We start from the raw sequence: 26,838 nt of genomic DNA, 5'->3' as shown, positions 1-26,838 counted from the left end.
CTATCCAGAAACCACCTGTGGACTTTGCGACACCCCCCTTGGTCCCCCCTCAAGGGGATTGGCGTCAGGTTAAGAAATTAGAGAGTTTTTCATGGTAGTTTTTCCTTTCATGACGTGATTCATAGGCACAATGCCTGAGTAGCTGTTCAAGGAAAAGATTTGGCATCTGAGATGAGTGGAATAAAAGGATAAGAGCCCAGATATGTTCTTGGATAAACTGAGCAAATTTCAAAAGACTGAGATGTTTGCCCTCAGTGGCATAAGCATATGCGCTGAATTCTGCAAAGAAAGACTGAAAGAGAGTGATGAAGACAAGCCTTGAGTAGACAAGAAGCTCGATATAGCTCTTGCTCCCCTTCTGGGGCAAAGAGTTGAGGTGGAAGTGACTCTTCCATGCTTTAAAGAGAATCTCTATTCTCCAACGGATGCCATAGATTCTGCATGCAGTCAGGCTATCCCAGATATCCTCCCCAACATTGCTGAGGAATATATCCCATCCAAGGAGTTCGAGTTGCTCTTTCGTAGGATTGGACCTTCTGTCCTTCTTGAGGAGCTTTCTTCGCCTTATCTGGGCAATGTTTGCAGGCACAGGGGAGGCTACGAGTCTAACCGGCAGTCTCTCCGTAGCTCCTGCTACAATCATGGTATCCACAATAGGATGTTTTTTGAGAAGTTTAAGGAGATCGAGTCTTTCTCCATCTTCTGTATAATAATTAACATTATGCTGATAGGGAGTAAGGAAGTAGATTCCTTGACGGGTAAATAATCTAAATATGTTGAGAACGAAATAGCCAAGATCTCGGATGACAAGATCCCCTGGCCTGGCAAAGTTAAGAATATCGGCAGAGGCTTTCTGATCGTTTCTTCTAAAACCACTTAACCCAAAATGAAGGCAAGTCTGCGAGAGCAAATCATGGATGACTTGAATTTTCATGATTGCTTGCACCTTTCCCGTCTGATTACCTGAGCCGGGGAAGAAACGAACCAGACTCTCGGGCAGGTTAATGGTAGTGCTGTCCTGGAGGAGAACCCTCTTGAAACGACTGAATGCCCCTTTGGCTGTGAGAGGTTCCAGGCTGGATGCTCTAAACATGAGTGACATGAGCACTGAGCGCACAAAAGCAACACATTTGGGGGTTATCCTCTCCCAGAGGGATTGCTTTGAGATGCAAGAGCCTGCAACAAACCCCAGAATTGTGGCAAATACTTCAAGACTGACTGTGCTGTAGAGAGTCATAAGGCAGAGAGCCTTTATGAAATCGAATGGATTAAACTTTCTGATGCGCTTCATGAAGCCAGTTTCTTTGGCTTTGAGCAAAAGAGTTGCGTCATCGAGTTTAATGTCCATGTTTTCAACAGGAATCAATTGGCTGTCCTTCATTTGTTTTTCCTCCTTCTGAAGACCTCATTTAACTGATGGACACATTTAAATGTAAGTCTTCAGAATGGAAGGAAAACATTCTTAACCTGACGCCAATCCCCTCAAGGGGGGAATTAAAGGGGGGTGTCCGCTGCCGAGGTAGGTTTTTGGATAGGCTCTAAATGCGGAGGGGCGGCGGAGTCTTCAAACCAAAGTGTTGGCATTTCGTGGTCATGGGCTTATTTTAAAAAGCTAAGGGAAAGCTGCTGCTGGAACCATTGATTTTTGTCTCCCTTGTATTTAGGACCTATCCAGAAACCACTTGTGGACTTTGCGACACCCCCTTGGTCCCCCCTCGAGGGGGGAATTAAAGGGGAGTGTCCGCTGCCGAGGTAGGTTTTCGGATAGGCTCTTAGGCCGGTGGGGTGTTTGCATTGAGTGGAACCACGGACAGAAGGGGAAGATTATGGCGACCAATGAGGATTTGATCAAAATTTTCGAATATGCTCTCAACCAGGAAAAGACAGGGAAGGGTTTCTTTGAATATTCCCTGCAGCGCATGGGGTACGGTGCGGCGGTGAACGCCTTCAAGCGTTTGATCGAGGAAGAGGAGAAGCATATTCTTTTCATTTCGAAGATCCTGGAAAATCTGAAAAACCAGCAACCATTCAATGCTTCGGAGCTCAAACCGGAAGTCCTGGAACCTACCAACTACTTCGATGAACGGGCTCGGTCCGAGTTCCTTCAGCAGTGTGTGGAAGGTTCCATGGTGCCTGACGTTACGGTTTTCAACACGGCGTGGCTCATTGAGAAGGACCTGAGCGAGTTTTATGAAAAAATGGCTGCCCAGACGGAGGGAGAGGCGAGGGAGGCTCTCTCGATGCTTTCCAAATGGGAAAAAGGCCATGAAAAATTCTTCCGGGAATATCGGGACAAAATATCGGAAGTCTATTCCCGTATGCCTTGGGGAGGCTGAAGAGCAAACCTTGTTTGGACTACAAATGAAAAGGGCGCATTGACACTCTGTGAGCCCATGCCTATTTTCGTTGCGTGACTTGTCAACCGGCTTGAATGGCTGATGTATGATGCAGTTGAAAAGTAAAATTCAAATATTTCATGAAGCGCGAATCATCTACCCGAAAAGGAGGAAAAATGGCAGATCGAGCAGGTGCCGTAACGATGCAGGGGTCCCCTCTTACATTGACCGGCAACGAAGTAAAGGTGGGAGATAAAGCTCCGGAATTCGAGGCGTTGGATACGGGTTTGTCCCCTGTCAAACTTTCTTCTTATTTGGGAAAGGTTGTGGTCATTTCATCCGTTCCTTCTCTCGATACGCCCGTTTGCGATATAGAAACGCGCCATTTTAACGATGAAGCGGGCAAACTGGGCAAAGATGTGGTGGTGTTGACCATCAGTATGGATCTTCCCTTTGCTCAGAAGAGGTGGTGTGGAGCTGCGGGAGTGGAAAACGTCATAACGCTGAGCGACCATCGTGACGCGGCTTTCGGTCAGGCTTTCGGCGTTCTGATCAAGGAGCTGCGTTTATTGGCCAGGGCGGTATACGTGGTGGATAAGAAGGGCGTTATTCAATACGCTGAACTGGTCAAAGAACTCACTCATGAGCCAGATTATGAGGCAACCTTGAAGGCTGTCGCCGGATGCCTCGTTTAGCGGGTGTACGCACTTTTTAGTTTTCTGAGTGGAGAGGTTCAAATCTTTTATCTCCGAAGGGGGGCTCGTTCCGATGAATGATTTGAGCGAGTCCTGTTGGGAGTGAGAGGCAAATAAATGGCCGGGAATCGTCGATGCGATTCCCGGTCGTCGTTTGGAGCCGGAAACCGGCCGCGGAGGGAATCTATGGCGAGGTTAACGGGAAAAAGGGTCCTGATGTTTGTTGAAGACATGTATGAAGATCTGGAGCTTTGGTATCCAAGGCTGCGCCTCATGGAGGAGGGGGCCGAAGTGGTGGTGGCGGCACCGGATAAAACCAAAACCTATATGGGAAAGCACGGCTATCCGTGCAAAGCGGACGCTCATCTGGATGGCTTGAAATCCGACGATTTCGACATTCTCGTCATTTGCGGCGGCTTTGCTCCCGACCGGCTGAGGCGGAATCGGAAAGTGCTCGAACTGACCCGGGAGATGCATCAAGCGGGTAAAGTGGTGGCTCACATCTGCCATGCGGGCTGGATTCCTATTTCTGCGGGTATCATGAAGGGTTATAAGTGCACGTCCACTCCAGGCATAAAAGATGATCTCGTCAATGCCGGTGCACTGTGGACGGATGCACCCGTAGTGGTGGACAGAAATATGATTTCCAGCCGCCGTCCGGATGATCTGCCCCTGTTTTGCCGGGCGATCATCGAACTGGCATCCAGGTCGGCTTAACTTCTATGACTTTCGTGCGGTACAAAAAAAGAGCCAGGAATAAAAGGGTGAACCTGGCTCTTTTCAAGAGAAATTTGCCTATAGAGGTGAATCGACCTCATGGCTCAATCATTATAACCGCCAAAGCTGAAGCTGGGGAGGGAGTATGTCAGAATTTTTATTATCTATTCGTATTCAAGCTCGAGACCGTTATTGGTGACGATGAGGGGAGTTGAGCTCATCTCCCTCATATGTTCCGCCAGAAGGAATTTTCTCAATAAATCCGGTATTTCCCAGGTGTCGTGTTTGTTCAGAAAATCGTCCGCAATGAGAACATTATGCAGCCTGTCTTGACTGCCGACCTTGAAAACATGCATTTGCCGTTTGGGGTCGTGTTGGTCTTCTATTGAAAAACCTGAAAATTCCGCTTGCAAATATTCGCGCACCGCTGCTGTTTTTTCCTGTTCGGCCACCTTTATCTCCTTTCCCAATGGTTGATAGCGTAAATCGATCCGGGCCCTTGGCAAACGATTGATTTCCTTGGAAGCCCTGAATGTCTTGGGGATGGAAAGGGCTCAAGAATGTTTCCGGGCATCCGCGCTTGCATATGAAAGACGGTTTGAAAAAGTCCAACGTTCAGCTTCCAGGCATTGGAAGCATACTTTGTAAAAATATCTCTAAACGGAATCTGTTACTATTGTAAAGTTTTGTCAGCTAAAGATCGATCAACGAATTCAACCATATTCCTGGAGGCATTCATGCATCTCTCTGTTCAAACAAAGTCCGGTATACCTGTTCGGCTGACCGTGGAACGGGACAAATATGGTGTTCCTCAGATCTATGCTCACTTCAGACAAGCCGGTGAGGCGGAGGAAAAACGGTATCTCTGCAATGGTTGGGGAGTGAGAAAAAGTGGCGAAGGGTTCAAGGAGGGAATCATCATCTTTGGCGGCATATTGGAAGTCCCTAAAGAGGACTGGCAAAAGATGCTCTTTGCCAGAGAGGATCTTCGGGGAAAAGACAATCTGGAAAACATTCATCTGGTGAAAGTCTATTCTCAAGGAAACCGGCTGACAATCGATGGATATACTCTCAGTGCACGCATAGACAAGGCAAGCTGGAAAAAGATTGCTTCCCATATGGTCGAAGTGGACAGCACGGAAAACGACGAAGTGCTCAGCGGAGGCCATTTTATCGGCTGGATAGTGAAAAAGGGCATGGAGGGAGAGGTCGAGCGCCTGTTGAATGTCAAGCCTGAAAAGAGGGTCTACCCCGATCTGTGATCGGACGGGGTTCAGACGGAAATAAAAGTCTCTTCCGGGAGGATGAGGCAAGTCAGCTTGCCTCCGTAGACACAGCCCGTATCGATTCCGATTTTGTTATGGCTGAGAGCGGGAGCCGCGAAGGGGGTATGGCCGAAAACGATTTTTTTGCCCCAGTCATAAGACGAGTGAACGAATTCTCCTCGAATCCACAACATGACTTCTTCATCGGATTCGCTGGGAGGGAATCCCGGCAGGACACCGGCGTGAACGAAAAAGTGAGAGGCCGTTTCGTGGTAAAGGGGTAAGTTCTTGATGAAATCGATATGTTTTTTGGGGATCCCCATGCCATAACTTGCCAAAGTAGCGCGGCCGCCGTTTTCCAGCCAGAAGGCTTCCTCGAAAGAATTTCTGTGAGCCAGGGCCTTGAGCAGCATTTCTTCATGATTTCCTTTCAACGGGACGAGATCATATCCCGACGCTTGAAGTTCCATGATTTTTTCTATCACGCTCCTGGAGCGCGCACCTCTGTCAATGTAATCCCCGAGCAAAATGATCGTGTCATCTTTGGTGATTCGAATCTTTTCCAGAAGTTCCTCCAGCTTTTCTATCATTCCATGAATGTCGCCGATGGCGAGTGTCCTTCTCATACCTTATAAAATCCTCTGATGGAGACCTTGAGATCAGAAAGCGATATTGTTTTTAAAATTATTATAAGTGATTGAGATGGGTTCGGGGAGCAGGGCAATCGCATGACTTTCGTTGTGAAATCAAATTAATAGCTGCATTCTCCGCTTCGTTGTTGTATAGAGATAGTCCTTGACATTAATCAGAAAAGATTTGAGAGGAACGATGAGAGCAGGGACTATCATGGAACATTTCTCCGAGCTGGAAGACCCAAGGAAACACACTAAAAAGATTCGCCACAAGCTGATCGACATCCTCGTTATCGCCATCTGCGGTACTATCTGCGGGGCCGACGACTGGATGGGGATCTCTGATTTTGGAAAAGCCAAGTTCAAATGGCTGCGCACTTTCCTTGATCTCCCCAATGGGATTCCCTCTCATGATACTTTTGGCCGGGTGTTTTCCCTGATCCGCCCCGAGAAATTCCAAGAATGTTTCGTAAGCTGGATCCAATCGGTTGTCCAGATCTGTGAGGGAGAGATTGTACCCATTGACGGAAAGACGCTGCGCCGCTCCCACGACTCCAAGTCCAACACTGCGGCCATCCACATGGTCAGTGCCTGGGCCAATAGGAACCGACTGGTGTTGGGGCAGGTAAAAACGGAGAAGAAATCCAATGAGATCACTGCCATCCCGGAGCTTCTCAAGGTCCTCGATGTCCATGGGTGCATCGTGACCATCGATGCCATGGGTTGCCAGAAGAAGATCGCCGGACAGATCGTCGAGCAGGGAGGCGATTACGTGCTGGGGCTGAAAGGAAACCAGGGCACTCTGCTCGATGCGGTGGAAAAGACCTTCTCCGAGGCCAAGCAAGAGGACCTGGATGGCCCGGACTTTGATTTCCTCCAGACGGAGGAGAGCGGTCACGGTCGCCATGAGGTTCGCTCCTATTTCACAACTTCCCTTCTGAATCAGCTCCCCAATCCTGAGGAATGGAAAGGGCTTCAAACCATTGGAGCCGTCCTCTCCGAGGTGACCCGAAATGAGAAAACCACAATCGAGTGCAGATACTACATCGCGAGCATCGAAAACAACGCCAAGCTCTTTGCCAATGCCGTGCGCTCTCACTGGGGAATCGAGAACTCCTGCCACTGGGTTCTCGACGTAGCGTTTCGAGAAGACGAGTCGAGGGTCAGGAAAGATCATGCTCCAGAAAACCTTGCCCTCTTGCGCCATATTGCTTTGAATCTCCTCCGTGAAGAAAAGACAGCTAAAGTCGGGGTGAAAAACAAACGCCTCAAAGCGGGCTGGGATAACCGCTATCTGGCTAAGGTCTTGCTCGGAAAATAAAAGTCATGCGATTGCCCTGGTTCGGGGAGGTGTGTTCCTTTTTAAAATATTTTCCAGAAATCAACCTTTCTGCATTAGAACAAACAGGGGTGCAATTATAAAAAAGCCACTAAGTTAATAGGTATTTTCTGATGTTTGTCATAAATTTGAAAAAGATGTTAAGTCCACTCTTGACGTATCTTCTCAAATCTGCTATCTGAGGAGGTCCATTGGTAAGTAATGCTTCTTCTTTTTGCTATAGTTCTTTATTCCTCGCTGTGCAAGGCTTACCGATTCTTTTGTTGCTTATTTTCTTCTGTTTATTTATAAATTTTATCGGCTATTTATTGTTCATATTCCCTGCTGAACCTCTTCTGTTCGTGTTGTGTGTTCTTGATTCTGTACTCTGGTTGCTTATTCCCTATTGCTTGCTCTTATATCTTGCTGTCTTGAGGATATATGGTTTATCTCTTTAAGGAAGGAGGTGGAAAAGGGGTAAGGCTGGTAAAGGGATTATTATGTGTTGATTGGAGTATGTTTTGATTATTTTAATTCAATCTTAACTGAAGAAAAGAGGGAATTTATCTATGTCAGCTCCAGGACAAGGGAATCCAGCAGTAGTCGGTTTGGCAGGTTTCGGTATGACCACGTTGCTTCTCCAGTTTCATAACCTTGGATGGTGTGGCACCGGCATTATTTTCTGTACAGCGTTGGCATTCGGCGGTGGCGCGCAGCTGATCGCAGGCTTCCAGGAATTCAAATGCGGCAATAATTTTGGTTACAGCGCCTTCGTATCCTATGGTGCATTCTGGATCGCACTTGCACTCATCTGGCTCCTTGCCGATCTGAATATCGGTAAGCATTTGGGCATAACAGCCAATGATATCGGCTTCTTCCTCGTTGGTTACACCTTGTACACCCTCATTTTGTGGGTCGGAGCCATGAAAATCCATGGAGCCATGGCATGGACTTTCACTACTCTGGTCATCGGCTTTGTCGGTCTTGACCTCGTTTTTCTCGCAGATATGAAAGGCATCCTGAAAGCAGTGGCTTGGGACCTGGTTGTCTGTGCATTGCTTGCCTGGTACATGATGGCCGCAGTCATACTGAACGGTCTTTTTGGCAGGCCCGTTCTTCCCGTAGGCGCACCCTGGATTAAATAATCTTTATTGAAATCATAAAAGTGATCTTGAAAAACCCCGGAGGGGCAATTCCTTCGGGGTTTCTTTTTTTTGGAGGTGCACCGGGTGCCTACTCAAAAAACATCGCCCTTCAAAATCGGACGAACCTTTTTCAAAAAGTGAAAATCTTGTCGGCTTCCATGGCGATTTCATATAAATCGTCCATCCAACCAATCGGGCACGTGCTTGATCCCACCAAACCGTGGGATTTCATGCAGACCCCTCAGACATAAAAATCGCCCTCGAACTGGTTGATTTGCTCCATGACATTGAATTGCTCGTTCCCTGCCTGTTCAAAAAGGACGCCCTTTCCGAGCATGAACACGCTGACTTCGTCCCCCTTCTTCACGCCCACATTTGCGAGCCGCATTGCATTATAAATGGTTTCGCCATCATCGGTGGTAATGACAAACAAGATTTTCATTTGTATTTTCCCCTTATAGTTTTTGAGACAAAAGGATTTCCTTCCACAAAGCGCATCGCCCCCTTTCAAGGAGAAATGAAACCGTTCAATAATGTGGTAAGGACCTCTGCCGCAGAGTAGAGGATAGAATGCTAAATAATCTAATCTTTTGCATTTTCTGAAATCAATCGTTGCTTGGAGTGGAGCCCGGGGATACAAAACCGGAAACCGCATCATCGCGATTCTACCGGGTGAACCGTTATTTGCGCTTCATGTCATTTCCCCACAGAGGATCGTCGCCGAAGTGTTCCAACCACCACTGTTCAGGCGAGAGATGCCTTTTTACCGCCTCTTCGGAGAAGGAATATTGATATTGCCGGCAGTATTCCAAGATCGTTTGATAAGCCGAAACGATCTTGCGGGTCATTTCGTTGCATTTTTCCCGGTCTTCGCCGCATTTATCCGGATGCCATTTGGTCAGCAGCCTCTTGTAGCTCGATTTAATCGACGCCATGGTTGCTGTTTCCGGGATCTCCAAAAGTTTTCTTGCCGCCGTGATTTCTTGATATCTGTTCATCTTCAAACGAATCGCTTTCCTTAGAACCTATCCGGAACCCCTCTGTGGACTTTGCGACACCCCCCTTCAATTCCCCCCTCGATGGGGGAACCAAGGGGGGTGTCCGCTGCCGAGGCAGGTTTTCGGATAGGCTCTTAGTGTGTGGAGTGCGGGAGCGTTCATGCAGGCCTTGGGGAACGCGGGGTTCAAGCATCCGCCATGTGATGCTTCCTCAACCGGTAGTAGAGAGTGGTCCGATGGATATTGAGAAGCCGCGCGGCCTCACTCTTGTTTCCATTTGCCAGCCTCAACGCCTCAGCCGTTTGCTCTCTTTCGGCATCCTTTGCCGTACGATAAAGAGCGGGGAGGCGGTCCGTTTCATCTCTATCCAGTGATTTGTGCTTGAGAAGGCTTTCGGGCAGGTGCTCGATGGTCAGGCGGTTTCCGGTGCACAGGTTGAGCGCCCTTTCGATGACATTTTCAAGCTCCCGAATGTTTCCCGGCCAATCATAGGCGGTGAGGATTTCCATCACTTCAGGGTCAATCTCCGATATGAAGGAAGCCGTATTGTCCTGAACCTTGTAAAGGAAATGCTGCACCAGGAGTGGGATATCTTCCCTCATATCTCTTAAAGGAGGGAGGCGCAGCGAATTGACGTTGAGCCGATAGAAGAGGTCGGCCCTGAAATAGCCCTCTTTCATGCGCTGTTCCAAGTCCTTGTTTGTGGCTGCAATGACTCGGAAATCCACCACAGTCGGCATCCTTGACCCCAGCCGTTCAACTTCCTTTTCCTGAAGGACGCGCAGGAGCTTGGCCTGCAGTCCAAGAGGGAGTTCCCCGATTTCATCCAAAAAAATGGTGCCCTTTTCGGCAAGCTCAAACTTGCCTGGTTTTCCCGACCGGGCGGCTCCTGTGAAGGCGCCGGCTTCATAGCCGAAAAGTTCGGCTTCGAAGAGTTCGGTTGGGATAGATGCACAATTGACCCGAACAAACGGATGGTTCCTGCGGGGGCTTGCCTGATGGATAGCATGGGCGTAGAGCTCCTTTCCTGTGCCGCTCTCACCGATGAGCAGGACAGGGCTTTCCGCCCGGCCCAGTTGTCGTGCCACTTCTTTTGCCCTGCTCGTGCGGACTCCCCTCCCGATGATATCATCGAAGGTGTACCTTGCCGGATAGAGATCTTTGATTCCCTGCCGGAATTTCTTGACGGTGCTCTCAAGTTCCCTGATTTTTTCTCTGAGAGCTGCCAGGGCTTTCTGGTTGTGAAAGAGGGCCTTCCCCACCGCTCCGATTATTTTCTGGCCCTGTTTGAGGGGATATCGACTGACGATGACCTGTTTTCCGCGGACGTTGAAGGGCTCGCCGATATCGGGCCGGCCGGTGCGCACTACGATATGCAGCCGGCTGTTGGGGATCACCTCCAGGATATGGCGTCCAATGGCATCATGAGCGGCTATTCCGTAGATGGTTTCATTGGCCTTGCTGAAGTGGCGGATGAAGCCATTTTCATCAATAATCACCATCCCTTCATACGGGTTGTCCAACACGGCCTGAAGCAGTTCGGGCGAGATCCCGCCGCTGCTGTGTGAACCTTTTTCCATGGTTGTTCCCTTCTTTCTTTCATTTCACAGGCAAGGCATCTTTCCGCCTGTGTATGAAAGATACTACATGTAGAAAATTGCTACAAGACGAAGGGCTTCTTTCTGTAGCAATTTTTCGACAATATGCCGCAAGAAATAGGATTTATATTATTTAACTTATTTATTTTACAAATATAATCTAAATGGCACATACTTTGTAAATTGTCGCGGGCACACCGCATCCTCGCTTTGCCTCTTCCAAAGAAAGTTCGGCGTGCGGTCAGCGGAATGATTTTCTAGATGGAGAATGCCGCCGGAACAGAGCGTGAGGGCATCTCTCCTGGGCCTGATCCCAAACCAAAGCGTGAAAGGAATACTCGCCATGGATTCCCCAAGAAAAATCAGGGTTCCCTCTTACGAACTCCTGCTCCTGATGTGCTGTACATTTACATTCACTTGCTACATGGGTTCTTATATGCGGTTTCCAGTGGTGCCGCTTTTTGCCCGAGCCCTTGGGGCCGATACGCTCCAAGTTGGAATGATCAATTCATCTTTTATGTTGACTGCAAGCGTTCTGTCCTTGCCTCTTGGGATCCTGTCCGACCGCCTGGGCCGAAAGCTACTCATCCTGTGCGGCTTGATGATCCTCTCACTTTCCTCTTTTCTGCTTTGCTTCAGCACATCCGCAGTCCAGATGATGGGAATCTATCTCCTGTTCGGAGTGGGCCTCGCCTCATTTGCACCCACGATGATGTCATTTGTAGCAGATTTTTCGCCGGCAACACACCTTGGCCGCTCCTATGGCTGGTATACTCTTGCCATATACGGAGGCATGAGCCTTGGCCCCGCCGCAGGCGGCTTAATGGCTGCCCGGCTGGGGTTTCAACCGGTCTTCATGGCCTCCGGCATCATTATCTTCGCTCTCTTTGTGATGGTCTTTTTCTTCATGCCCCGGGCCCGACATGTCCTGATCCAAAGACCTTCCAGACGTCCCACCCGGGATGTGGCAAGAGACCTTTTGAAAAATATACCTCTTCTGGCCTGCTGGCTCGCCACTCTGGGCGGGTGCCTGGGGCTTGGGATGTTCATTACATTTGTGCCCCTGTACGCCCAGGACCAAGGAGTACACATCGGGCAAATCGGCTTCATCTTTGCCGTTCAGGGGGTTGCCAATGCGCTTTCGCGTATCCCCTTCGGGCGGCTGAGCGACAGAGTCGGCAGGCGGAGCAACCTGGTCGTTGCAGGTCTCATCAGCTTTGCCCTCTCGGTTGGCGGACTCGGAATGGCCTATAACCTCATCACTTTCATGGTCTTTGCCGCAGGCGTTGGCATGAGCATGGGGCTGGCTTTCACGGCTCTCGGGGCACTCATCTCCGAGGTGGTGAGCCCGGATGCGCGAGGTCTGGCCATGGGGGGCTACAACAGCGCTATTTATATTGGCATGATGCTGAGCTCTCTTGTGATGGGAGCGGTGATCCGGGAGATCGGATTTGCAAATGGTTTTCTTATCGTGGGGATGATTAATCTTGTAACCGCTGGACTCTTTCACATAGTGTTCAGTAACTCGTATGCGTGCAAAACAATATTGGCGAAAATCGGGCGGTGAGAGCATTTGAATCGAGGTGCCGCACCGTTTGAACATTGAGTGCTCTCTTGAATCAGGGAGTGCATTTTCGTTCAGGAAGGGAGAAAATGAACAATGAAAGGTTTTGAGGCTCGCCTTGAAGAGATCAATAGATTGGCCGAAGAAATTGAGCGAAGGAGATTGGACCTCATGGAGGCGGGTGCGCGGGATGCCGGTTTTCCCGTGAAGGTCACTTCCACTGAAGTGGACCTTGCGGTTCAATATCTGAAGACCCTTCAGGAGGAAATGGAATGCGTTTGCAAAGGACATCCTTTCGGGACAATTGCAGCCATCTTTCCATACGATGCTTCAGTGATCGTGTTGGCTCGAACGGGAGGCGGATGCATGCTGACGGGCAACCGATTCCGGTTCAGTTTCTCTTCATGGAATCCCGAATCGGCACGGCTTGTGGCTGAAATTTCTCGACCTTTCGACTGCTTTGAACCTGTAGTCGGCCAGGATAACCGCATATTTGGTCAAAATTGTGTTGACGATGAATCTGTGCGGCTCCTTTTCATTTCCGGATCATCTGCCGTGGGTCAGGCCTACCGACGCCACCACCAGGCTTTCGATAAACTCTTTTTTGCCGGCCCCGGCGGAATGCCTGCCGCCCTTGTTTTCCCGGATGCGGATCCGGAAGCGGCCAGCCGTTTCATTGCCAGGCGTGCATTTATGAACGGCGGCCAGTACTGCACCACACTCAAGAAAGCTCTCATTCACAGCAGCATTTACGATAGCGTCCGAAGCAAGATCCTGAAGCATGTTGAAAAGCTCAAGGTGGGGTCCCCCCTCGATTCCGATACGGACATAGGTCCTATCCTCGTTGAAAGAACAAGACTGATTGTCGAGAATGCACTGGCACAATGCAAAGACTCCCGCCTGCTCACCGGTGGAATCGATGGGGAGTGGATCTACCCACTCGTGCTTGAGATGCAAGATATTCCGGATCTTGAACTCTTCGGTCCTTTTCTGGCTCTGAAGTCCTTTGACAATCCGGAACAGGCGGTTCAGGAAGTCACCGAAACCCGCTATGGTTTTTACCTTGCGTATTTCGGAACGCCTCCCGAAGGGGCATCCACTCTTTTCGATTCCAATTTTGGCATGGTGGATGCCAATCCGGATTTTTTCTTTAGACCGCTGCGTCTTCCATTCGGAGGGAAAAAAGAGAGTGGTTGGATCCTGGAGCGAACGCGCGACCGATGGGTCAACCGTGACGGAGCATTCGTCTACAGTAAAGAGTTGGTCAGGTATGAATGACCACAGGAGTACGATAAATCAAGGCTTTCAGATATTTCTCTAAGTTTTTTATGGCCTCAGCCGGCCTTTTCCGGGTTGGAAGAAAGCAGCCCGCTGGATTCAAACTGGTCCAGCGCTTCCAGCGCCTCGCATCCATAAACCACAGCAGGCCCTCCGCCCATGAGAATGGCGATGCCGATGGTCTCCAGGATCTCCTGTTTCGTGGCTCCAGCCCGGATGGCGTCGTGCACGTGATAGGCGATGCATCCATCACACCGGACGGTGATGCCGATTCCCAGCGCGATGAGTTGTTTGATTTTGGTGCTGAGAGCGCCCTCCGCCGTTGCCGCGCCATTGAGTTGGACAAATGCCGACATGGGGCCGCGCAGTTCTTTTGCCAGTTTGGCGGATAACTTTTGCAAACGTTCATAATACCGGGGGTAGTCGTCACGCATCTTGCATCTCCTTTGGGGCCGCGGCCCGAGAAAGATCTTCCGGCTTCATCCGGTCTTCATGTCGCGTTTCATTGCATTCAACGCGACGGTTGGAGGCGTCCATGCTTTCGGGAAGTTTTCACGATTTTGAATCGACATTGTAGATCAATTTAGGGGGTTGGCGGATTCCAATATCCCGTTATTTACCACGGAGACACGGAGGGCACGGAGAAATTTTGGAATTCTTATGGAATTCCTTTGGGATCTCCGTGGTAAATGGGGATTTCAAGAGCGACTCACTCCTTCACACGGGAGGAGAGGTAATGGAGGATCTCAGACAGGGTATTGAGCTTTCCATAGTCCGATTCGGGAACGCTCACTCCGAACTCCTCATGGAGGCGGATGAAGAAATTCAGGGCATCGAAGGAGTCGATATCGAGCGTTCTCCGTATGTTTTCATCCGGTCCCAGAGTGCTCGGGTCGGACTCGGGAGCGATCTGCCTGAGAATCCTGAATATGGCCTGTTTGATTTGTTCTTCGTTCATAGTTTTGAGGGTTCCTGAAGGTAACGGTTGAGGGCATCGAGGAACTGGGCGCCGCGAAGGCCGTCCGTTGCACGGTGGTCTGCTGCGAGTGTGGCCGTCAAAACAGGCCGGACCCCGAGCATCCCGTTTTCTGCCCAGGGTTGCTCCATGATTTTTCCAAAACCGATCAGAGCCACCTGGGGCGGGTATATAACCCCGTAGACCGTCTCAACTCCGAGATCTCCCAGGCTGGTAATGCTTATGGTGGCGTCCGTAACCTCCGAACTGCGCAACCGTCCTGATCGAGTTCGCGTGATGAGGTCTCGCAGCGCTTCCATGAGTTCGTCCAGGTTCTTCAAATCCGCATTGAGAATGGCGGGTGTGATCAGGCCGCCCTGTCTCAAGGAAATGGCAAAACCGACATGGATCGCCTCCTGAGGTTGATGGCGATCATCCAGCCAGTAGCCGTTGAGTTCCGGCACATCCCCCAGGGCCAGCGTGACGGCTTTGATGAGGGGAACAACGGGCAATATCCGTTCCTTGATGGAGCGCTTCAGATTTTCCGATTCCAGCCAATGCAAGGTCCGGCTCATATCGATGCGTGTTTGGAGGTAATAGTGGGGAATTTCCCGGTTGGAGCGGGCCATGGCCGCCGCGATGGCCCGGCGCATGGTGGTCTGATAATCCCTGGCAGCAGGCTTTTCCGCGGTGGGTGGAGCGGGTGGGGCCTCTTCTCTTGGCGCTGGAGGGGCTCCTCTCGGAATCTCCGCCTTCACTGACACCGTAGCTCTCTCGACATCCGCCGCACTTATGGCACCTTCGGGGCCTGTTCCCCGCAGAAGGCTCAGGTCGATGGAGCGTTCGGCTGCCAGCTTGCGTGCATAGGGGGAAGCTTTGATACGTTCTGCTCCGGCCGCTGGAGCCGGTTGAAAGGGTATGGCCTCCTTCACCGGAAGCACTCCTTCGAGTCCGGACGGCACATGGGGAGCACCCTCGATAGGGGCTTTCTCCGGTGCGGCAACGAGCGGGGCCGCTTCCGTTCGAATGATGGCCATAACAGTCCCTACCGGAACCTTCTGGCCCGGCTGGACGAGAAGTTCCTCAACGACGCCGTCCTCGAACACTTCGACCTCGATGGCGGCCTTATCCGTCTCCACGACGGCAATGATATCCCTTCGTTTGACACGGTCTCCGGGCTTCACTCGCCACTCGAGAAGTGTCCCCTCCTTCATATCCGAGCCCAGGCTGGGCATGCGAAATTCAGCCATTGGTCTCCACCATTTTCCTGACGATGTCTACGATCTTGTCCACCTGAGGCAGGGCCGCGTCCTCGAGGTGCTTGGCATACGGCAAGGGCACTTCTACGGTACAAAGGCGCTCCACGGGAGCATCAAGTTCGTAAAAGGCGCCCTCCATGATTCGTGCGCTGATCTCTGCGGAGATGCTCCCGGTGCGCCATCCCTCATCCACGATGAGTGCACGATGCGTCCTGGCCACCGAATCCAGGAAGGTCTTTTCATCGAGGGGGCGCAGCGTTCGCAGGTCGATCACCTCCGCTTCAATCCCTTCCTTCGAGAGGATTTCCGCAGCATCCAGGGACTTGATGAGACTTGCCGAGTAGCTGATGATGGTGATGTCTTTGCCCTCTCTTCGGATACGGGCCTTGTCGATATCGACTGGACCGGCATCGGCGGGAAGCATGCCTTCCATGTTGTAAAGTCCGCTGTTCTCGAAGATGAGCACCGGGTCCGGATCTTCCAGGGCGGTCCAGAGCATGCCCCGTGCGTCCTCGACCGTTGCGGGACTCAGCACTTTTATTCCGGGGATGTGGGCATACCAGCCTTCAAGGCTGCGGGAGTGCTGAGCCGCCACCTGCCGGCCGCCTCCCGTCGCCATCCGGATGACGATGGGCACATTGAAGAGCCCTCCGGACATGTGGAGATAAACGGCGGCGTTGTTGACAATCTGATCGGCAGCCAGAAGGCTGAAGTTGACCGTCATGATCTCCACGATGGGCCGCATCCCGCCGAGGGCGGCGCCGATGCCCGCTCCCGTGAACCCGGATTCCGAAAGAGGGGTATCGATGATCCTCTCCGGACCGAACTCCTCGAGCAACCCCTTGCTCACGGCGAAGCACCCCCCGTATCGGCCGACATCCTCCCCCATGAGGAAAACCCTCTCGTCTTTTCGCATGGCCTCCCGGATGGCTTCGCGCACAGCCTCCCGGTAAGTGAGCTTCTGCATGCTCTCAACGCCGTTGCTCATGGTATCCTCCGTTCCGAATAGACGAAGCGGGTCAGGTCTTCGAGGGGCTCCCAGGTGCAAGCCTCGGCGAAGGCGACTGCTTCGTTGATTTCCCGAGCGATGTCGCGCTCGATTTCCTCCAGGTCCGCATCGCTCATGAGCCCTTCACTTTTGAGCCTCTGAATGAACGTCTCGATGGGGCAGCGCTTTTTCCACTCTTCAACCTCCGCTTTGGACCGATAGAGCTCCGGGTCGAACATGGAATGAGCCCGAAAACGATAGGTGAGACATTCCAGGAAATGAGGTCCCTCGCCGGAGCGAACGGCCTCCACCGCTTTTTTTGCAGCCGCCTCGACCGCCAGAACATCCATCCCGTCTACAGCGGCGGAAGCCACGTCATAGCTTGCAGCCTTGCGGGCGAGATCCCTGACGGCCTGTGTGTATTTCAGCGCTGTCCCCATGGCGTAAAGGTTGTTTTCGCAGATAAAAAGGACCGGCAGTTTCCACAGGGAGGCCAGGTTCATGCTTTCATGGAATTCCCCTTCGGCGACGGCTCCGTCTCCGAAAAAGCAGCACGTGACGTGCGGCCTTTTCTGCATCTTGTCCGCCAGTGCCAGCCCGACGGCGATGGGAAGACCGCCGCCAACGATGGCATTGCCTCCGTAAAGCCGAGTCTTGGCGTCGAAAAGATGCATGGAACCGCCTCGACCGCGGCTGCAGCCTTCCTGTTTTCCGTACATCTCCGCCAGAATACAGCCCGCCGAAAGGCCTCTTATCAGCGCATGGCCGTGCTCCCGGTAGGTGGCCACAACGGCATCGTCCAGAGTCAGTGCTTCCAGGACCCCGACGGCCACTGCCTCCTCACCGTCATAAAGGTGTAAAAAACCCCGTATCTTCATGGCGCTGTAGAGTTCGGCGCACTTCTCCTCCAGGCGCCGGATGCGAATCATAGAGCGCAGCAGGTGCAATGCATGGTCACGGTCCACAACTGCGGCCTTTGTTTTTTTGGTGGTTTTCGTTTTCATTAGTTGTTCTCCAGGGTAGACAGATCGCCTTCGGGCAGACCCAGTTCGCGGGCCTTGAGCAGCCGCCGCATGATCTTGCCGGCCTTGTTTTTGGGAAGGTTGGGCTGAAAATCGATCTCCTTGGGCGCCACCGCCGAACCCAGCTTCTTGCGGGCAAAACCGATGAGCTCCAGGCGAAGCTCCTCACTTGGATTTATTCCTGGCTTGAGGGCGACGAACGCTTTTACTATTTCTCCAATGAGAGGGTCCGGTTTTCCTATGACTCCCGCTTCAGCTACAGCGGGGTGCTCCATGAGGGTGCTCTCCACTTCGAAGGGACCCACCATGTGGCCGGATGTCTTGATGATGTCGTCGGCGCGACCGACGAACCAAAAGTAGCCGTCTGCGTCGCGCTTCGCCAGGTCTCCCGTCAGATACCATCCGCCGACGAAGCACTTCCTGTAGCGCTCCTCGTCGTGCAGATACCCCCGGAACATGGAAGGCCAGCCCGGCCGGAGTGCAAGGTCTCCCTGTATTTCAGGCTCTTCGATCACTTCCACGGTATCCTTGTCGATGCGCCGGACGATGGCGGCCTCGACGCCGGGAATGGGGCGTCCCATGGAACCGGGCCGGATTTCCATGGCGGGGAAGTTGGCGATCATGATGCCGCCCGTTTCGGTCTGCCACCAGTTGTCATGGATGGGGAGCCCCATGGCCTTCTGGCCCCAGACGACCGCCTCGGGGTTGAGCGGTTCGCCGACGCTGTGAATGACGCGCAGGTGACGGAGATCGTAATGCCGGCTCGGTTCAAGGCTCAGCCGCATGAATCTGCGGATGGCCGTGGGCGCCGTGTACCAGATGCTTACCTTCTCGGACTCCAGGATGTGACACCATCGCATTGCGTCGAAATCCGCTTCATCAATGATGTTGGTGATCCCGTGGAGCAGGGGCGCAACAATCCCATAGGAAGTGCCTGTGATCCATCCCGGGTCGGCCGTGCACCAGAAGATGTCTCCCGGGTGAAAATCCATGACATATTTGCCGGTCACGTAATGGGTGAGGACGGCATTGTGTACATGGATCGCACCCTTGGGCATCCCCGTAGTGCCGCTCGTAAAATGCAGAAACGCACTGTCCTCGGGATCGGTCGGTGGGATGGAAAATACCTCGGATGACTCCGCCAAGAGCCGGGGAAGCGACAGTAGGCCTTTCCCCAAATGGTCTTCCGCATCCACCAGGAGCACGTGCTGCAGCTTGGGCAGAGTGTCCATCAGGTGGCTCACCTTCTGGCTGTATCGACGCTGTGAAGTCACCAGGACTTTTGCGTCTCCTTTGCTCAGCCGCTGATAGATGGGCTCCGGACCGAAGGCGGAGAAGAGGGGGCAGAAGACGCTCGTGTTTTTGAGAGTCCCCAGAGCGGCGATGTACAGCTCTGGAATGCGGTCTGCCAAAACGGAGACCGTGTCTCCCTTTCCTATTCCCAGCCCTCTGAGAACATTGGCAAAGCGGTTGCTCTGCCCTTTCAGTTCACCATAGGTGAAGTCACGGGTCGCGCCTTCGCTCCCGAGCCATCGCAGAGCCACGTGGTCGCGGAGCGGCCCATCGGCATGGCGGTCGACCGCTTCGTGAGCGATATTGAGCCCTTTGCCTCCGGGAAGGCCTTCCAATTCACGGCGGATATCCTCCCATGAGAAATGAGCCATGGTGCTGGAATAATCCAGGAGGTTCGGAAGTACGGTCCATGATTCAGGCTGCTTTTGAATGGGCGTCCAAAGCAAGTTTGCACCTCGCACAAGGCTGTTGGAAAGAAATGTTGGGTGGTTCTCGTTCGTCGTTCCTGCGGGATCGTGGAATAATCGGCTTGTCCACGGAAGCATCTCGTCATACAGATAATCGAGTGCCTCTCATATTGTTTTTATACCTGCTTTTGCTTCTTTTACTGTAACTTATGGATAGAACAAGCTGAATAAAAACTAAAATCTCGGAGAAAACTTGTCAAGAATCTATGGGCGATTACCCCAGGGCATCGTGTTCACTGAGGAAAACTGAAAAATTTTTGGAGTCGTTATGATGAAAACTCGGTTGAAATACAACCCGTGAATGGGCTATTGTTATAAAAAATTTTCAAATCCTCGATACGATAGCATTCTTCTTCAGGTTTTTTGAAAAAGAAATCCTCAACAGTGAAGTGGCTGCTTTGATGCCGGTGTCCGCGTACCGCTCCGACAAACAAATATTTCCTTGAAGTCGAGACATGGAGATGGAAGATAGGTGGGAGTGCCTCAACTCTCTCAGGGATGGTGATGCTGGAGCGATTCCGGCTCTCACTCACCATGAAACCGAGTCCAGCCAATGGAAAGGATTATTGAAATGGGACATTTTGCGGACTATGCTTCAAAGAGGTTGGGGGTCAGGCTTCCTGAAGAGTATGCCGGCTTCATGGAAAACTATGGAAAAAGGCTGTCGGAAGATCCCATCCACAAAAAGAGCTGGCTTGGCGGATTGGGTTCCCCTGATTTCGTGATTGGGACCACTCTCGCTTTTCGCTCATCGATACCCAAATTCTCAATGGAGAACGTGGTGATCGGCTATGTCGGCGTCAAGACCATCATCGTCAATAAGGCCTATGAAGAAATCGACGAATACCTCATGCTGAACACGCGAGACGGAAGCATCCTCGCGGTGGATTCTTTCGGTGCGACAAACAGGCTTGCAGCAAGCTTTGAGGAGTGGGTCGGACCGGAACTTTTCAGGGCGAGGCTCAGGGAGAAATATACGAGCAACCTTACCGTCATCGTTTTCGATGACGAACTGAAAGCCGAGGAAGCGCGTCTCAAGCTCCTGAAGCTCCAGCGCAGCGGATTCATCGATCTGGAGGATGCTGTAGTTGTTGTCAAGGAAGCTGACGGTAGGGTCAGGTACCATCAGATGCACAGGCCGGCAAGGAAGGGAGGATTTGCGGGGAGTATCACGGGGCTCATCGTTGGCAGCATCCTTCTCAGCCCTTTGATCGGGGCTGTTTTGGGTGCAGTCACAGGGGCGGTGTCCGCTTCTCTAACGGATGTGGGAGTCGACGACCAGTTCATGAAAGATCTTTCTGAAGAATTCAAGCCCGGAAGCTCTGCCCTGTTCACTCTGGTGAGAAGGGCCGACCCGGAGCGGGTGGCAGAGGAGTGCTTCGGCTTCGGAGGCAAGGTGCTGATGAACTCGGTGAGCAGGGAAAGGGAGGCTCTCATACAGGCATATCTCGATGGAACGGCGGAAGGCATCGAGAAGAAACAGTGAAGGCTCAAGGTCTGGATTCCAGCCTTCGAGGGAATGACGTTGCGGGCTGCCTTTCGTCATCCCCACATGTTTTGGGCGGGAATCCAGAAAACCATAGGTTATGGATTGACATCTTCACGTATGGCGAATGATAGCTTATTGACTCACAAAGCTTAAATATTTAGTATAATCACAAGAAAATAAATACAATCGTCATTTGTTCCTTATAGATCGTACTGACTTAAAGCATCCTTTTGGCCTCGGGAGAGTTATGGCTTTATGGGGCATAATAGTATTTTGATCGTCGTCAAGAGGACCGATGCAATTTGCTGCATCAAATCAATCCACCAGCTCTTTTCCCCGGGAAGGTTCCCATCCATCTGGTCCGCCCGTAAAAAAAATCTTCCCAGCCCCATTGGGGATAGGGTTGAGGTGAGGGCGCGTAGAGCAGGTTCTAAAAGCCTATCCCAAAATTTTCTCCGTTCGCCCTGAGATATCGAAGTGCGGACGAATCCCGTTCACACTTTCGCTCAGCACGAACGGAGCCTGCGTCGGTGGATAGGCTCTGAGGAGCATTCCTGCATCCACCAGAAAAGGAAGAATCTATGGAGGCCTTTTCCACGGAAAAGAGCAAAAAGAGGAGATCACATGATGGACCTTATACCTTGGAGCCCTCAAAAAGAATTGACTTCGTTGCGCAAGGAAATGGACAATCTTTTGAACAGGTTCTTCGGTGAGAGCCGGTTCCCCTCTCTTTTTTCTCAGGAATGGAGTCCCGCGGTCGATATATCCGAAACGGACGAATGCATTTACGTGAAAGCCGAGCTGCCTGGTCTTGAGGCCAAGGATATCGACGTCAGCCTCGTGGGGGATCGTCTCACCATAAAAGGGGAGAAGACAAAGGAGGCGGAGAAAAAGGGCGAGCATTTCCATTCCATCGAGAGGTATTCCGGATCCTTTCAACGTTCTTTCCGACTGCCGTCCACCGTTCAAATGGAAAAAATCGAGGCAACTTTCGAGAAGGGAATACTGACCGTAGTGTTGCCCAAAACGGAAGAGGCCAAGTCGAAGGAGATCAAAATCACGGTCAAATGAGGATCCTGACTTGTTGTAAAAGCCTATCCGAAAACCTTCCTCGGCAGCGGACACCCCCCTTCAATTCCCCCCTCGAGGGGGGACCAAGGGGGGCAAAGTCCACAGGGGGGCCGGATAGGTTGTAAGTGCTGACCCCATCAACCGTGCTGGATAAGAAGGGATGAGGAATCCGATCTCATCCCTTTCGTGAGATTTGCCCGGGCAGGGCGCTTTGAAGATCCGGTACCTGAGGGAAGGAGGGAGCGTTGCGCTGCGGCGGGAACTAGCTATGGGGGGTGAAGAGAGTTACCGGAGGAAACAGCGCGCAGGATTGTGGATAATAAAGATCCTTGAAAATATGGGAAAAGCTGTCCTGTGAGCGAGCAGCTGAACTTATTCTCATGGGGGGAGAGCCATCATGACGGAACAAGATTTGACACACCTCCGGACCCTACTTCTCCAGCGTCGAAGAGAGGTTTTCACGCGACTTCATCAGTTTGAAGCGGACTGGCAGGCCTTGGGCGAGCGCGACATCGAACTCGAGGAAGAAGCTCAAAAAACTGACATCACCACCCTGTATGATCGCCTGGACGAACGGACAAAGGAGGAAATCGAAGCCATCGATCTGGCGCTTTGCAAGATGGCTGCGGGTTCCTACGGCATATGCGAGGAATGTGAAGCGCTCATCTCTTATGGACGCCTGAAGGCGATTCCCGAGACGCGTTTGTGCGTTGCATGCGCCCGACGGTTCGAGAAAAAGCAAAAGAGACTGCGTCGCCCTCACGAACTCATACCCTGCGCAGCCTTACCCGAGGAATACCGGAACATGAGCGATGAAGAACTGGAATTGCTCATCATAGAACATCTCCGCAACGATGGAAGAGTCGAACTGGACGAGTTGGAAATTTCATGTCGGCGGGGAATGGTCTATCTGGAAGGGCTTCTCCCCGACGAAGTCGAACACCAGATCCTGTTGCAGATTCTGACCGACGTTATGGGCCTCACGTCGGTTGTCGATCTCATCGGGACAGACGAAATAGCCTGGGAGCGAGAGGACCGAACACCCGGTAAGGTGGTGCCGCCCCCCCTTGAGGCGGAGCCTCCGGCATCCGTAGGCCGTGACTACAGTGAGGATGTGTTCGAATCCCTGGAGGAGGGAATTCCTTATACCCCACCCGAAGGGCCGGTTCCGGAGAAAGAATGACAGATCCAACGGAAATCCGGCCGGGAAGAAGATCGAGCGGCAGACACGGCCAGGGCCATTTCATGGGCGTGAATGTTTGAGTGCCCCGTCTGATGCACCAGATGATTTCGAGGCTGGTGGAGCGGAATGAAGTTCAGCATGCCATGGAAGATTATTCGCGAAGGTTTTTACCTTTAAATGACATATCATCGCTGCTCCTGCCGCCTCATGATTTCAAGGTTTATCGGAATCGTCGGTTTTTTCTGTGGAGGAGTAGAGACCATGTTTCGGGAGAATTTCCGCAAAAAGATTCAAGAACTGTTAACCTCAGTCGATATTGAAATCGGGGGGAACCGGCCTTGGGACATACAGATCCACAATGATGAATTCTATCCGAGGTTGTTTCAGGGAGGGTCGCTGGCTCTGGGAGAATCCTATATGGACGGCTGGTGGGATTGCTCCAGGCTCGATGAATTCTTTTTCAGGATTCTGCGGTCTGAATTGGACAAGAAAGTCAAGCTCAAAACCTATTATGCAGACATGCTGAAAGCCCGCTTGTTGAACCTCCAGAAGCCGTCACGCAACTGCAGGGACGTTCAACACCATTACGACATTGGCAACAACCTTTACCGGTGCATGCTCGACGATCTCATGATCTACAGCTGCGGCTATTGGGAGACGGCATCCACTCTTGAGGAAGCGCAGATATCCAAGTTGGATCTTGTGTGCCGGAAGCTGGATCTGCAACCGGGAATGGAGGTGCTGGATATCGGTTGTGGCTGGGGTGGCACCGCAAAATTTGCCGCTGAAAAATACCATGTCAAAGTTGTGGGCATCACTGTTTCGAAGCAGCAGGCGGAATATGCAAAAGAATTGTGTCGTAGCCTTCCCGTCGATATCCGTTTGCAGGATTATCGAAGCATTGACGGTACCTTCGACCGCATTGTATCCATCGGCATGTTTGAACATGTCGGATACAAGAACTATCCTACTTTGATGCATGTCGCCAGAAAATGTTTGAAAGAAGATGGGCTCTTTTTACTCCATACGATCGGCGGAAACGAATCTGTCACGAATACCGACCCCTGGATAGACCGTTATATTTTCCCCCATTCCATGCTGCCCTCTGCAAAGCAGATATGCTCGGCCGTAGAAGGGATATTTGTACTGGAAGATTGGCACAGCTTTGGCGCCGATTATGACAAGACGCTCATGCACTGGTTCCGGAACTTCCATGAGAGCTGGGAGATCCTCAAAAAAGATTATGACGAACGATTCTACCGCATGTGGAAATACTATCTGCTCTCCTGCGCCGCGTCCTTCAGGGCGAGAATGAACCAGTTGTGGCAAGTGGTCCTCTCCCCCAAGGGAGTTCTTGGAGGTTATAAACCGGAGCGTTATATTCCCTTCCCCGAAAGAACTTCAGGGACATGAGGCCGGGTATTCCGAGATAGCCGACGCGGACTACCCGACCAATTTTATTTTATGATTCTATCTGACCACGGTAACGGTGCAGGGAGCATGCGATACTACTTTTGAGGCGGTGCTTCCGATGAGAGCCCTGACGAGACCGGTTGTTCCAGTGCTCCCAAGAATAATCTCATCAAAACCGCCTTCCTCCGCCAGTCTCAAGATGCTGTTGGCGGCCACAACGCCTTCCGACAGCACTGTTTCGGCAGAAATGCCCTTTGCATCAAAAAGAGCTTTGGCATCATCTAAAACCTTCATCGACATTGCTTTAAACCTTTCCCTGATATCCAATGGCAATTCAGCGAAATCTGCTGCAAGATAAGAAGCCACCGTTATCAGGGTAACCTGCGCACCCTCTTGCTCGGCCATTTTCAATGCCCTGTGCACAGCTTTCATGGATTGCTTGGAACCATCTGTTGCCACCAGAATCTTCATGGGAAATCCTCCTGTTACTGCTAAATTGTTTACTCAATTTCGAGATTAGACCCCTAGAAGCATCTAAATCCCGATGCCAATCCCATTTCCTGCAGGCAGCACCTGCCTGAAATTTCAACAGGAATGGGTTCACATCATTCCCCTGCAGGTTTGGCTTCAGCGTTCCACCAACCTCCGCCCAAGGCGACAAAGAGCGCGGCGGTATCCTGCAGACGGAGCGCTTTTGCCTGGATGTAGCCGAGCTTTGCCTGCTGGTATTGGTTGTCTGCCGTAAGCATTTGGAGATAGTTGACCAAACCGGCCTCGTAGTTCGCCTTCACCAGGTTCAAATTTTCCTCGGCAATAACAAGCGCTTCGGACTGTGCACGGAGCGTTTCGGCATCGTGTTCTACTCCGCGAAGGGTATCGGCCACCTGCTGAAGGGCGTTGATGACAACCTGCCGGTAATCTGAGAGCGATGCCTGATAGGCCTCAATGGCGGCACGCCTCTGAAACCACAAAGTTCCCCCTTGAAAGAGCGGAGATGCCATGTTGGTACCCACTGTCCATATGGTCCCGGCGCTGTCAAAAAGCCTGGTGATGTCGGAACTGTTCTGCCCCAGCTCTCCACTCAAAGTGAAACTCGGAAACATGGCGGCGGTTGCGACTCCGACGTTGGCGCTGGCGGTGTGGACTTGAGCTTCTGATGCCAGAATATCGGGGCGGCGGCGCACAAGCTCGGATGGGAGAGTTATGGGAAGGTTGGCAGGAAGAGCGAAGTCCTCCAAAGTGAGAGGCGGAGGAAGCCACTCTCCAGAGGCGCGCCCCAGCAGCGCCGCCAGGAGATGCAGACTCTGATCGAGGTTTTTTTTGAGCGTAGGAAGAGTGGCCTCAGTGGCTAGAAGCTGTGACTTGAGGCTGAGGACATTGACGTACGGCACGGTTCCCGCTTGTGCCTGAGTTTCAGTAAGTTCGACCAGTTCCTTTTCAAAGGAGATGATTTGCTCCGAGGCCTCTATTTCGGCGCGATAGGCGGCTTGTGCGATGGCCGCATTGACGATATTGCCCGTAAGAGTGAGATAGGCGGCCTGGGTGGTATAATTCTGTTGATCCACCTGGGCCGAAAGGCTCTCGATGGTGCGGCGCTGTCCGCCGAACACATCCAGGACATAGGATATGGTAGCCGAGGCGGTAAAGAGGTTAAAGATATTGCTGGGTGAAGAACTGCCGAACTTCTGGGGTGAGAATTTCTGCCTGGTGGCGTCGAAGCTTCCACCAATCTGTGGAAAAAATACGCCGTAACCGGCTCGAAGATTTTCTTGGCTTTGGCGAAGGCGTGCCTGTGCCGACTGAAGTCCGGGGTTTTCCTCTATGGCTTCCCTGATCATTGCATTCAGCGGAGGAGATTTGAACATCCGCCAGTAGTCTTCGGTAATATTTGCGCCATATTCAAAAACTTGTGCCTGGCCATCAGCCGATACCGTTTCGGTAGGTTGTTTCCCCTGGGTATACCGGGACACTGCAGGAGGTTTGGGGCGCACGAAATCGGGGCCCACCGCACATCCGTAGGCAAGCATCGAAATCCATGCACAAAAAATCCACAAGTGAAACCAAAGAACCCTTCGTCCGCCTTTCATCGCACTTCCAGGCGGCAGTGGCATACGTCGCGACTTCCTTTGCGAATGGAGGGACTGCCGGTCCG

26 protein-coding genes are annotated in these 26,838 nt (G+C 51.9%); 12 read left to right on the top strand and 14 right to left on the bottom strand.

Going from position 1 to position 26,838, the window contains the following annotated elements:
* Positions 1-64 precede the first annotated feature (64 nt).
* Entirely contained in the window at positions 65-1,366 is a 1,302-nt protein-coding gene (locus QMG16_RS13225) for an IS4 family transposase (protein ID WP_281793340.1), read from the bottom strand.
* Between the two features lie 460 nt (positions 1,367-1,826).
* Between QMG16_RS13225 and QMG16_RS13220 the strand changes: the two genes are divergently transcribed.
* From QMG16_RS13220 to QMG16_RS13210, 3 genes are all read left to right on the top strand, one after another.
* A complete protein-coding gene (locus QMG16_RS13220) occupies positions 1,827-2,336 on the top strand; it encodes a ferritin family protein (RefSeq protein ID WP_281794867.1) in 510 nt (169 codons plus the stop codon).
* Positions 2,337-2,512: 176 nt separating this feature from the next.
* Positions 2,513-3,031 (top strand): thiol peroxidase, encoded by a 519-nt coding sequence (gene tpx, locus QMG16_RS13215; protein WP_281794866.1) that lies wholly within the window; start codon positions 2,513-2,515, stop codon positions 3,029-3,031.
* 186 nt (positions 3,032-3,217) lie between these two features.
* On the top strand, positions 3,218-3,748 hold the full coding sequence (locus QMG16_RS13210) for a type 1 glutamine amidotransferase domain-containing protein (RefSeq protein WP_281794865.1): 531 nt from the start codon (positions 3,218-3,220) through the stop codon (positions 3,746-3,748).
* A gap of 164 nt (positions 3,749-3,912) precedes the next feature.
* Here the strand turns inward: QMG16_RS13210 and QMG16_RS13205 are convergent, their stop codons facing one another.
* Entirely contained in the window at positions 3,913-4,200 is a 288-nt protein-coding gene (locus tag QMG16_RS13205; protein WP_281794863.1) for a hypothetical protein, read from the bottom strand.
* Between the two features lie 285 nt (positions 4,201-4,485).
* Here QMG16_RS13205 and QMG16_RS13200 point away from each other — a divergent pair, with 285 nt between their 5' ends.
* Entirely contained in the window at positions 4,486-5,010 is a 525-nt protein-coding gene (locus tag QMG16_RS13200; RefSeq protein WP_281794862.1) for a hypothetical protein, read from the top strand.
* 11 nt (positions 5,011-5,021) lie between these two features.
* Here QMG16_RS13200 and QMG16_RS13195 read toward each other — a convergent pair whose 3' ends face one another.
* On the bottom strand, positions 5,022-5,639 hold the full coding sequence (locus QMG16_RS13195) for a metallophosphoesterase family protein (RefSeq protein WP_281794861.1): 618 nt from the start codon (positions 5,637-5,639) through the stop codon (positions 5,022-5,024).
* Between the two features lie 202 nt (positions 5,640-5,841).
* Here QMG16_RS13195 and QMG16_RS13190 point away from each other — a divergent pair, with 202 nt between their 5' ends.
* Positions 5,842-6,966 carry an ISAs1 family transposase gene (locus QMG16_RS13190; RefSeq protein WP_281794807.1) on the top strand — a complete coding sequence of 375 codons (1,125 nt, stop codon included), beginning with the start codon at positions 5,842-5,844 and terminating at the stop codon, positions 6,964-6,966.
* Positions 6,967-7,532: 566 nt separating this feature from the next.
* Positions 7,533-8,108, top strand: coding sequence for an acetate uptake transporter (locus QMG16_RS13185; protein ID WP_281794860.1), 576 nt, complete (start codon positions 7,533-7,535; stop codon positions 8,106-8,108).
* 130 nt (positions 8,109-8,238) lie between these two features.
* On the opposite strand, the gene QMG16_RS13180 is transcribed toward QMG16_RS13185, so the two are convergent.
* The 3 genes from QMG16_RS13180 to QMG16_RS13170 all read right to left on the bottom strand — a co-directional run bounded on the left by QMG16_RS13180 (position 8,239) and on the right by QMG16_RS13170 (position 10,686).
* Positions 8,239-8,550: a DsrE family protein gene (locus QMG16_RS13180; RefSeq protein WP_281794858.1), complete on the bottom strand. Its 312-nt coding sequence runs from the start codon at positions 8,548-8,550 to the stop codon at positions 8,239-8,241.
* A 238-nt stretch (positions 8,551-8,788) separates the two neighbouring features.
* Positions 8,789-9,106 (bottom strand): J domain-containing protein, encoded by a 318-nt coding sequence (locus QMG16_RS13175; RefSeq protein ID WP_281797087.1) that lies wholly within the window; start codon positions 9,104-9,106, stop codon positions 8,789-8,791.
* A 185-nt stretch (positions 9,107-9,291) separates the two neighbouring features.
* Complete coding sequence (locus QMG16_RS13170; protein ID WP_281794856.1) at positions 9,292-10,686, bottom strand: sigma-54 interaction domain-containing protein; 1,395 nt, start codon at positions 10,684-10,686, stop codon at positions 9,292-9,294.
* A gap of 361 nt (positions 10,687-11,047) precedes the next feature.
* Between QMG16_RS13170 and QMG16_RS13165 the strand changes: the two genes are divergently transcribed.
* Complete coding sequence (locus QMG16_RS13165) at positions 11,048-12,271, top strand: MFS transporter (protein WP_281794855.1); 1,224 nt, start codon at positions 11,048-11,050, stop codon at positions 12,269-12,271.
* Between the two features lie 93 nt (positions 12,272-12,364).
* Positions 12,365-13,546 (top strand): aldehyde dehydrogenase family protein, encoded by a 1,182-nt coding sequence (locus QMG16_RS13160; RefSeq protein ID WP_281794853.1) that lies wholly within the window; start codon positions 12,365-12,367, stop codon positions 13,544-13,546.
* Positions 13,547-13,602: 56 nt separating this feature from the next.
* Here the strand turns inward: QMG16_RS13160 and QMG16_RS13155 are convergent, their stop codons facing one another.
* From QMG16_RS13155 to acsA, 6 genes are all read right to left on the bottom strand, one after another.
* A complete protein-coding gene (locus QMG16_RS13155) occupies positions 13,603-13,980 on the bottom strand; it encodes a carboxymuconolactone decarboxylase family protein (protein WP_281794851.1) in 378 nt (125 codons plus the stop codon).
* Between the two features lie 275 nt (positions 13,981-14,255).
* Entirely contained in the window at positions 14,256-14,504 is a 249-nt protein-coding gene (locus tag QMG16_RS13150; protein WP_281794850.1) for an acyl carrier protein, read from the bottom strand.
* Positions 14,501-15,751 carry a dihydrolipoamide acetyltransferase family protein gene (locus tag QMG16_RS13145; RefSeq protein WP_281794849.1) on the bottom strand — a complete coding sequence of 417 codons (1,251 nt, stop codon included), beginning with the start codon at positions 15,749-15,751 and terminating at the stop codon, positions 14,501-14,503. The genes QMG16_RS13150 and QMG16_RS13145 overlap by 4 nt, the downstream gene beginning before the upstream one ends.
* Complete coding sequence (locus QMG16_RS13140; protein WP_281794848.1) at positions 15,744-16,748, bottom strand: alpha-ketoacid dehydrogenase subunit beta; 1,005 nt, start codon at positions 16,746-16,748, stop codon at positions 15,744-15,746. The genes QMG16_RS13145 and QMG16_RS13140 overlap by 8 nt, the downstream gene beginning before the upstream one ends.
* Entirely contained in the window at positions 16,745-17,752 is a 1,008-nt protein-coding gene (pdhA, locus tag QMG16_RS13135) for a pyruvate dehydrogenase (acetyl-transferring) E1 component subunit alpha (protein ID WP_281794847.1), read from the bottom strand. Before pdhA ends, QMG16_RS13140 begins: the two co-directional genes overlap by 4 nt.
* Positions 17,752-19,509, bottom strand: coding sequence for an acetate--CoA ligase (gene acsA / locus QMG16_RS13130; protein ID WP_281794845.1), 1,758 nt, complete (start codon positions 19,507-19,509; stop codon positions 17,752-17,754). Before acsA ends, pdhA begins: the two co-directional genes overlap by 1 nt.
* 592 nt (positions 19,510-20,101) lie before the next feature.
* On the opposite strand from acsA, the gene QMG16_RS13125 reads away from it, so the two are divergent.
* The 4 genes from QMG16_RS13125 to cfa all read left to right on the top strand — a co-directional run bounded on the left by QMG16_RS13125 (position 20,102) and on the right by cfa (position 24,686).
* Positions 20,102-21,016, top strand: a complete 915-nt coding sequence (locus QMG16_RS13125) for a DUF1269 domain-containing protein (RefSeq protein ID WP_281794844.1) — start codon at positions 20,102-20,104, stop codon at positions 21,014-21,016.
* 627 nt (positions 21,017-21,643) lie between these two features.
* Positions 21,644-22,090, top strand: a complete 447-nt coding sequence (locus tag QMG16_RS13120; protein ID WP_281794842.1) for an Hsp20/alpha crystallin family protein — start codon at positions 21,644-21,646, stop codon at positions 22,088-22,090.
* Between the two features lie 397 nt (positions 22,091-22,487).
* Positions 22,488-23,273, top strand: coding sequence for a TraR/DksA C4-type zinc finger protein (locus tag QMG16_RS13115; RefSeq protein ID WP_281794841.1), 786 nt, complete (start codon positions 22,488-22,490; stop codon positions 23,271-23,273).
* Between the two features lie 261 nt (positions 23,274-23,534).
* Positions 23,535-24,686 carry a cyclopropane fatty acyl phospholipid synthase gene (cfa, locus tag QMG16_RS13110; protein ID WP_281794840.1) on the top strand — a complete coding sequence of 384 codons (1,152 nt, stop codon included), beginning with the start codon at positions 23,535-23,537 and terminating at the stop codon, positions 24,684-24,686.
* A gap of 57 nt (positions 24,687-24,743) precedes the next feature.
* Here the strand turns inward: cfa and QMG16_RS13105 are convergent, their stop codons facing one another.
* Together QMG16_RS13105 and QMG16_RS13100 are read right to left on the bottom strand one after the other, a co-directional pair.
* Positions 24,744-25,157, bottom strand: coding sequence for a universal stress protein (locus QMG16_RS13105; protein ID WP_281794839.1), 414 nt, complete (start codon positions 25,155-25,157; stop codon positions 24,744-24,746).
* 134 nt (positions 25,158-25,291) lie between these two features.
* Positions 25,292-26,713, bottom strand: coding sequence for an efflux transporter outer membrane subunit (locus tag QMG16_RS13100; RefSeq protein ID WP_281794838.1), 1,422 nt, complete (start codon positions 26,711-26,713; stop codon positions 25,292-25,294).
* Positions 26,714-26,838 lie beyond the last annotated feature (125 nt).

The sequence above is a fragment of the Desulforhabdus amnigena genome (assembly GCF_027925305.1).
GTDB lineage: Bacteria > Desulfobacterota > Syntrophobacteria > Syntrophobacterales > Syntrophobacteraceae > Desulforhabdus > Desulforhabdus amnigena.
This window is presented reverse-complemented; position numbering and strand designations above follow the sequence as displayed.

Bases quoted from the DNA above. Each gene is read 5' to 3' on its own strand.
- QMG16_RS13185 (WP_281794860.1), top strand. From the start codon at position 7,533: ATGTCAGCTCCAGGACAAGGGAATCCAGCAGTAGTCGGTTTGGCAGGT.
- QMG16_RS13200 (WP_281794862.1), top strand. From the start codon at position 4,486: ATGCATCTCTCTGTTCAAACAAAGTCCGGTATACCTGTTCGGCTGACC.
- QMG16_RS13190 (WP_281794807.1), top strand. From the start codon at position 5,842: ATGAGAGCAGGGACTATCATGGAACATTTCTCCGAGCTGGAAGACCCA.
- QMG16_RS13115 (WP_281794841.1), top strand. From the start codon at position 22,488: ATGACGGAACAAGATTTGACACACCTCCGGACCCTACTTCTCCAGCGT.
- pdhA (WP_281794847.1), bottom strand. From the start codon at position 17,752: ATGAAAACGAAAACCACCAAAAAAACAAAGGCCGCAGTTGTGGACCGT.
- cfa (WP_281794840.1), top strand. From the start codon at position 23,535: ATGTTTCGGGAGAATTTCCGCAAAAAGATTCAAGAACTGTTAACCTCA.
- QMG16_RS13175 (WP_281797087.1), bottom strand. From the start codon at position 9,106: ATGAACAGATATCAAGAAATCACGGCGGCAAGAAAACTTTTGGAGATC.
- tpx (WP_281794866.1), top strand. From the start codon at position 2,513: ATGGCAGATCGAGCAGGTGCCGTAACGATGCAGGGGTCCCCTCTTACA.
- QMG16_RS13170 (WP_281794856.1), bottom strand. From the start codon at position 10,686: ATGGAAAAAGGTTCACACAGCAGCGGCGGGATCTCGCCCGAACTGCTT.
- QMG16_RS13140 (WP_281794848.1), bottom strand. From the start codon at position 16,748: ATGAGCAACGGCGTTGAGAGCATGCAGAAGCTCACTTACCGGGAGGCT.
- QMG16_RS13210 (WP_281794865.1), top strand. From the start codon at position 3,218: ATGGCGAGGTTAACGGGAAAAAGGGTCCTGATGTTTGTTGAAGACATG.
- QMG16_RS13145 (WP_281794849.1), bottom strand. From the start codon at position 15,751: ATGGCTGAATTTCGCATGCCCAGCCTGGGCTCGGATATGAAGGAGGGG.
- QMG16_RS13100 (WP_281794838.1), bottom strand. From the start codon at position 26,713: ATGCTTGCCTACGGATGTGCGGTGGGCCCCGATTTCGTGCGCCCCAAA.
- QMG16_RS13195 (WP_281794861.1), bottom strand. From the start codon at position 5,639: ATGAGAAGGACACTCGCCATCGGCGACATTCATGGAATGATAGAAAAG.
- QMG16_RS13105 (WP_281794839.1), bottom strand. From the start codon at position 25,157: ATGAAGATTCTGGTGGCAACAGATGGTTCCAAGCAATCCATGAAAGCT.
- QMG16_RS13125 (WP_281794844.1), top strand. From the start codon at position 20,102: ATGGGACATTTTGCGGACTATGCTTCAAAGAGGTTGGGGGTCAGGCTT.
- QMG16_RS13120 (WP_281794842.1), top strand. From the start codon at position 21,644: ATGATGGACCTTATACCTTGGAGCCCTCAAAAAGAATTGACTTCGTTG.
- QMG16_RS13160 (WP_281794853.1), top strand. From the start codon at position 12,365: ATGAAAGGTTTTGAGGCTCGCCTTGAAGAGATCAATAGATTGGCCGAA.
- QMG16_RS13155 (WP_281794851.1), bottom strand. From the start codon at position 13,980: ATGCGTGACGACTACCCCCGGTATTATGAACGTTTGCAAAAGTTATCC.
- QMG16_RS13150 (WP_281794850.1), bottom strand. From the start codon at position 14,504: ATGAACGAAGAACAAATCAAACAGGCCATATTCAGGATTCTCAGGCAG.
- QMG16_RS13165 (WP_281794855.1), top strand. From the start codon at position 11,048: ATGGATTCCCCAAGAAAAATCAGGGTTCCCTCTTACGAACTCCTGCTC.
- QMG16_RS13220 (WP_281794867.1), top strand. From the start codon at position 1,827: ATGGCGACCAATGAGGATTTGATCAAAATTTTCGAATATGCTCTCAAC.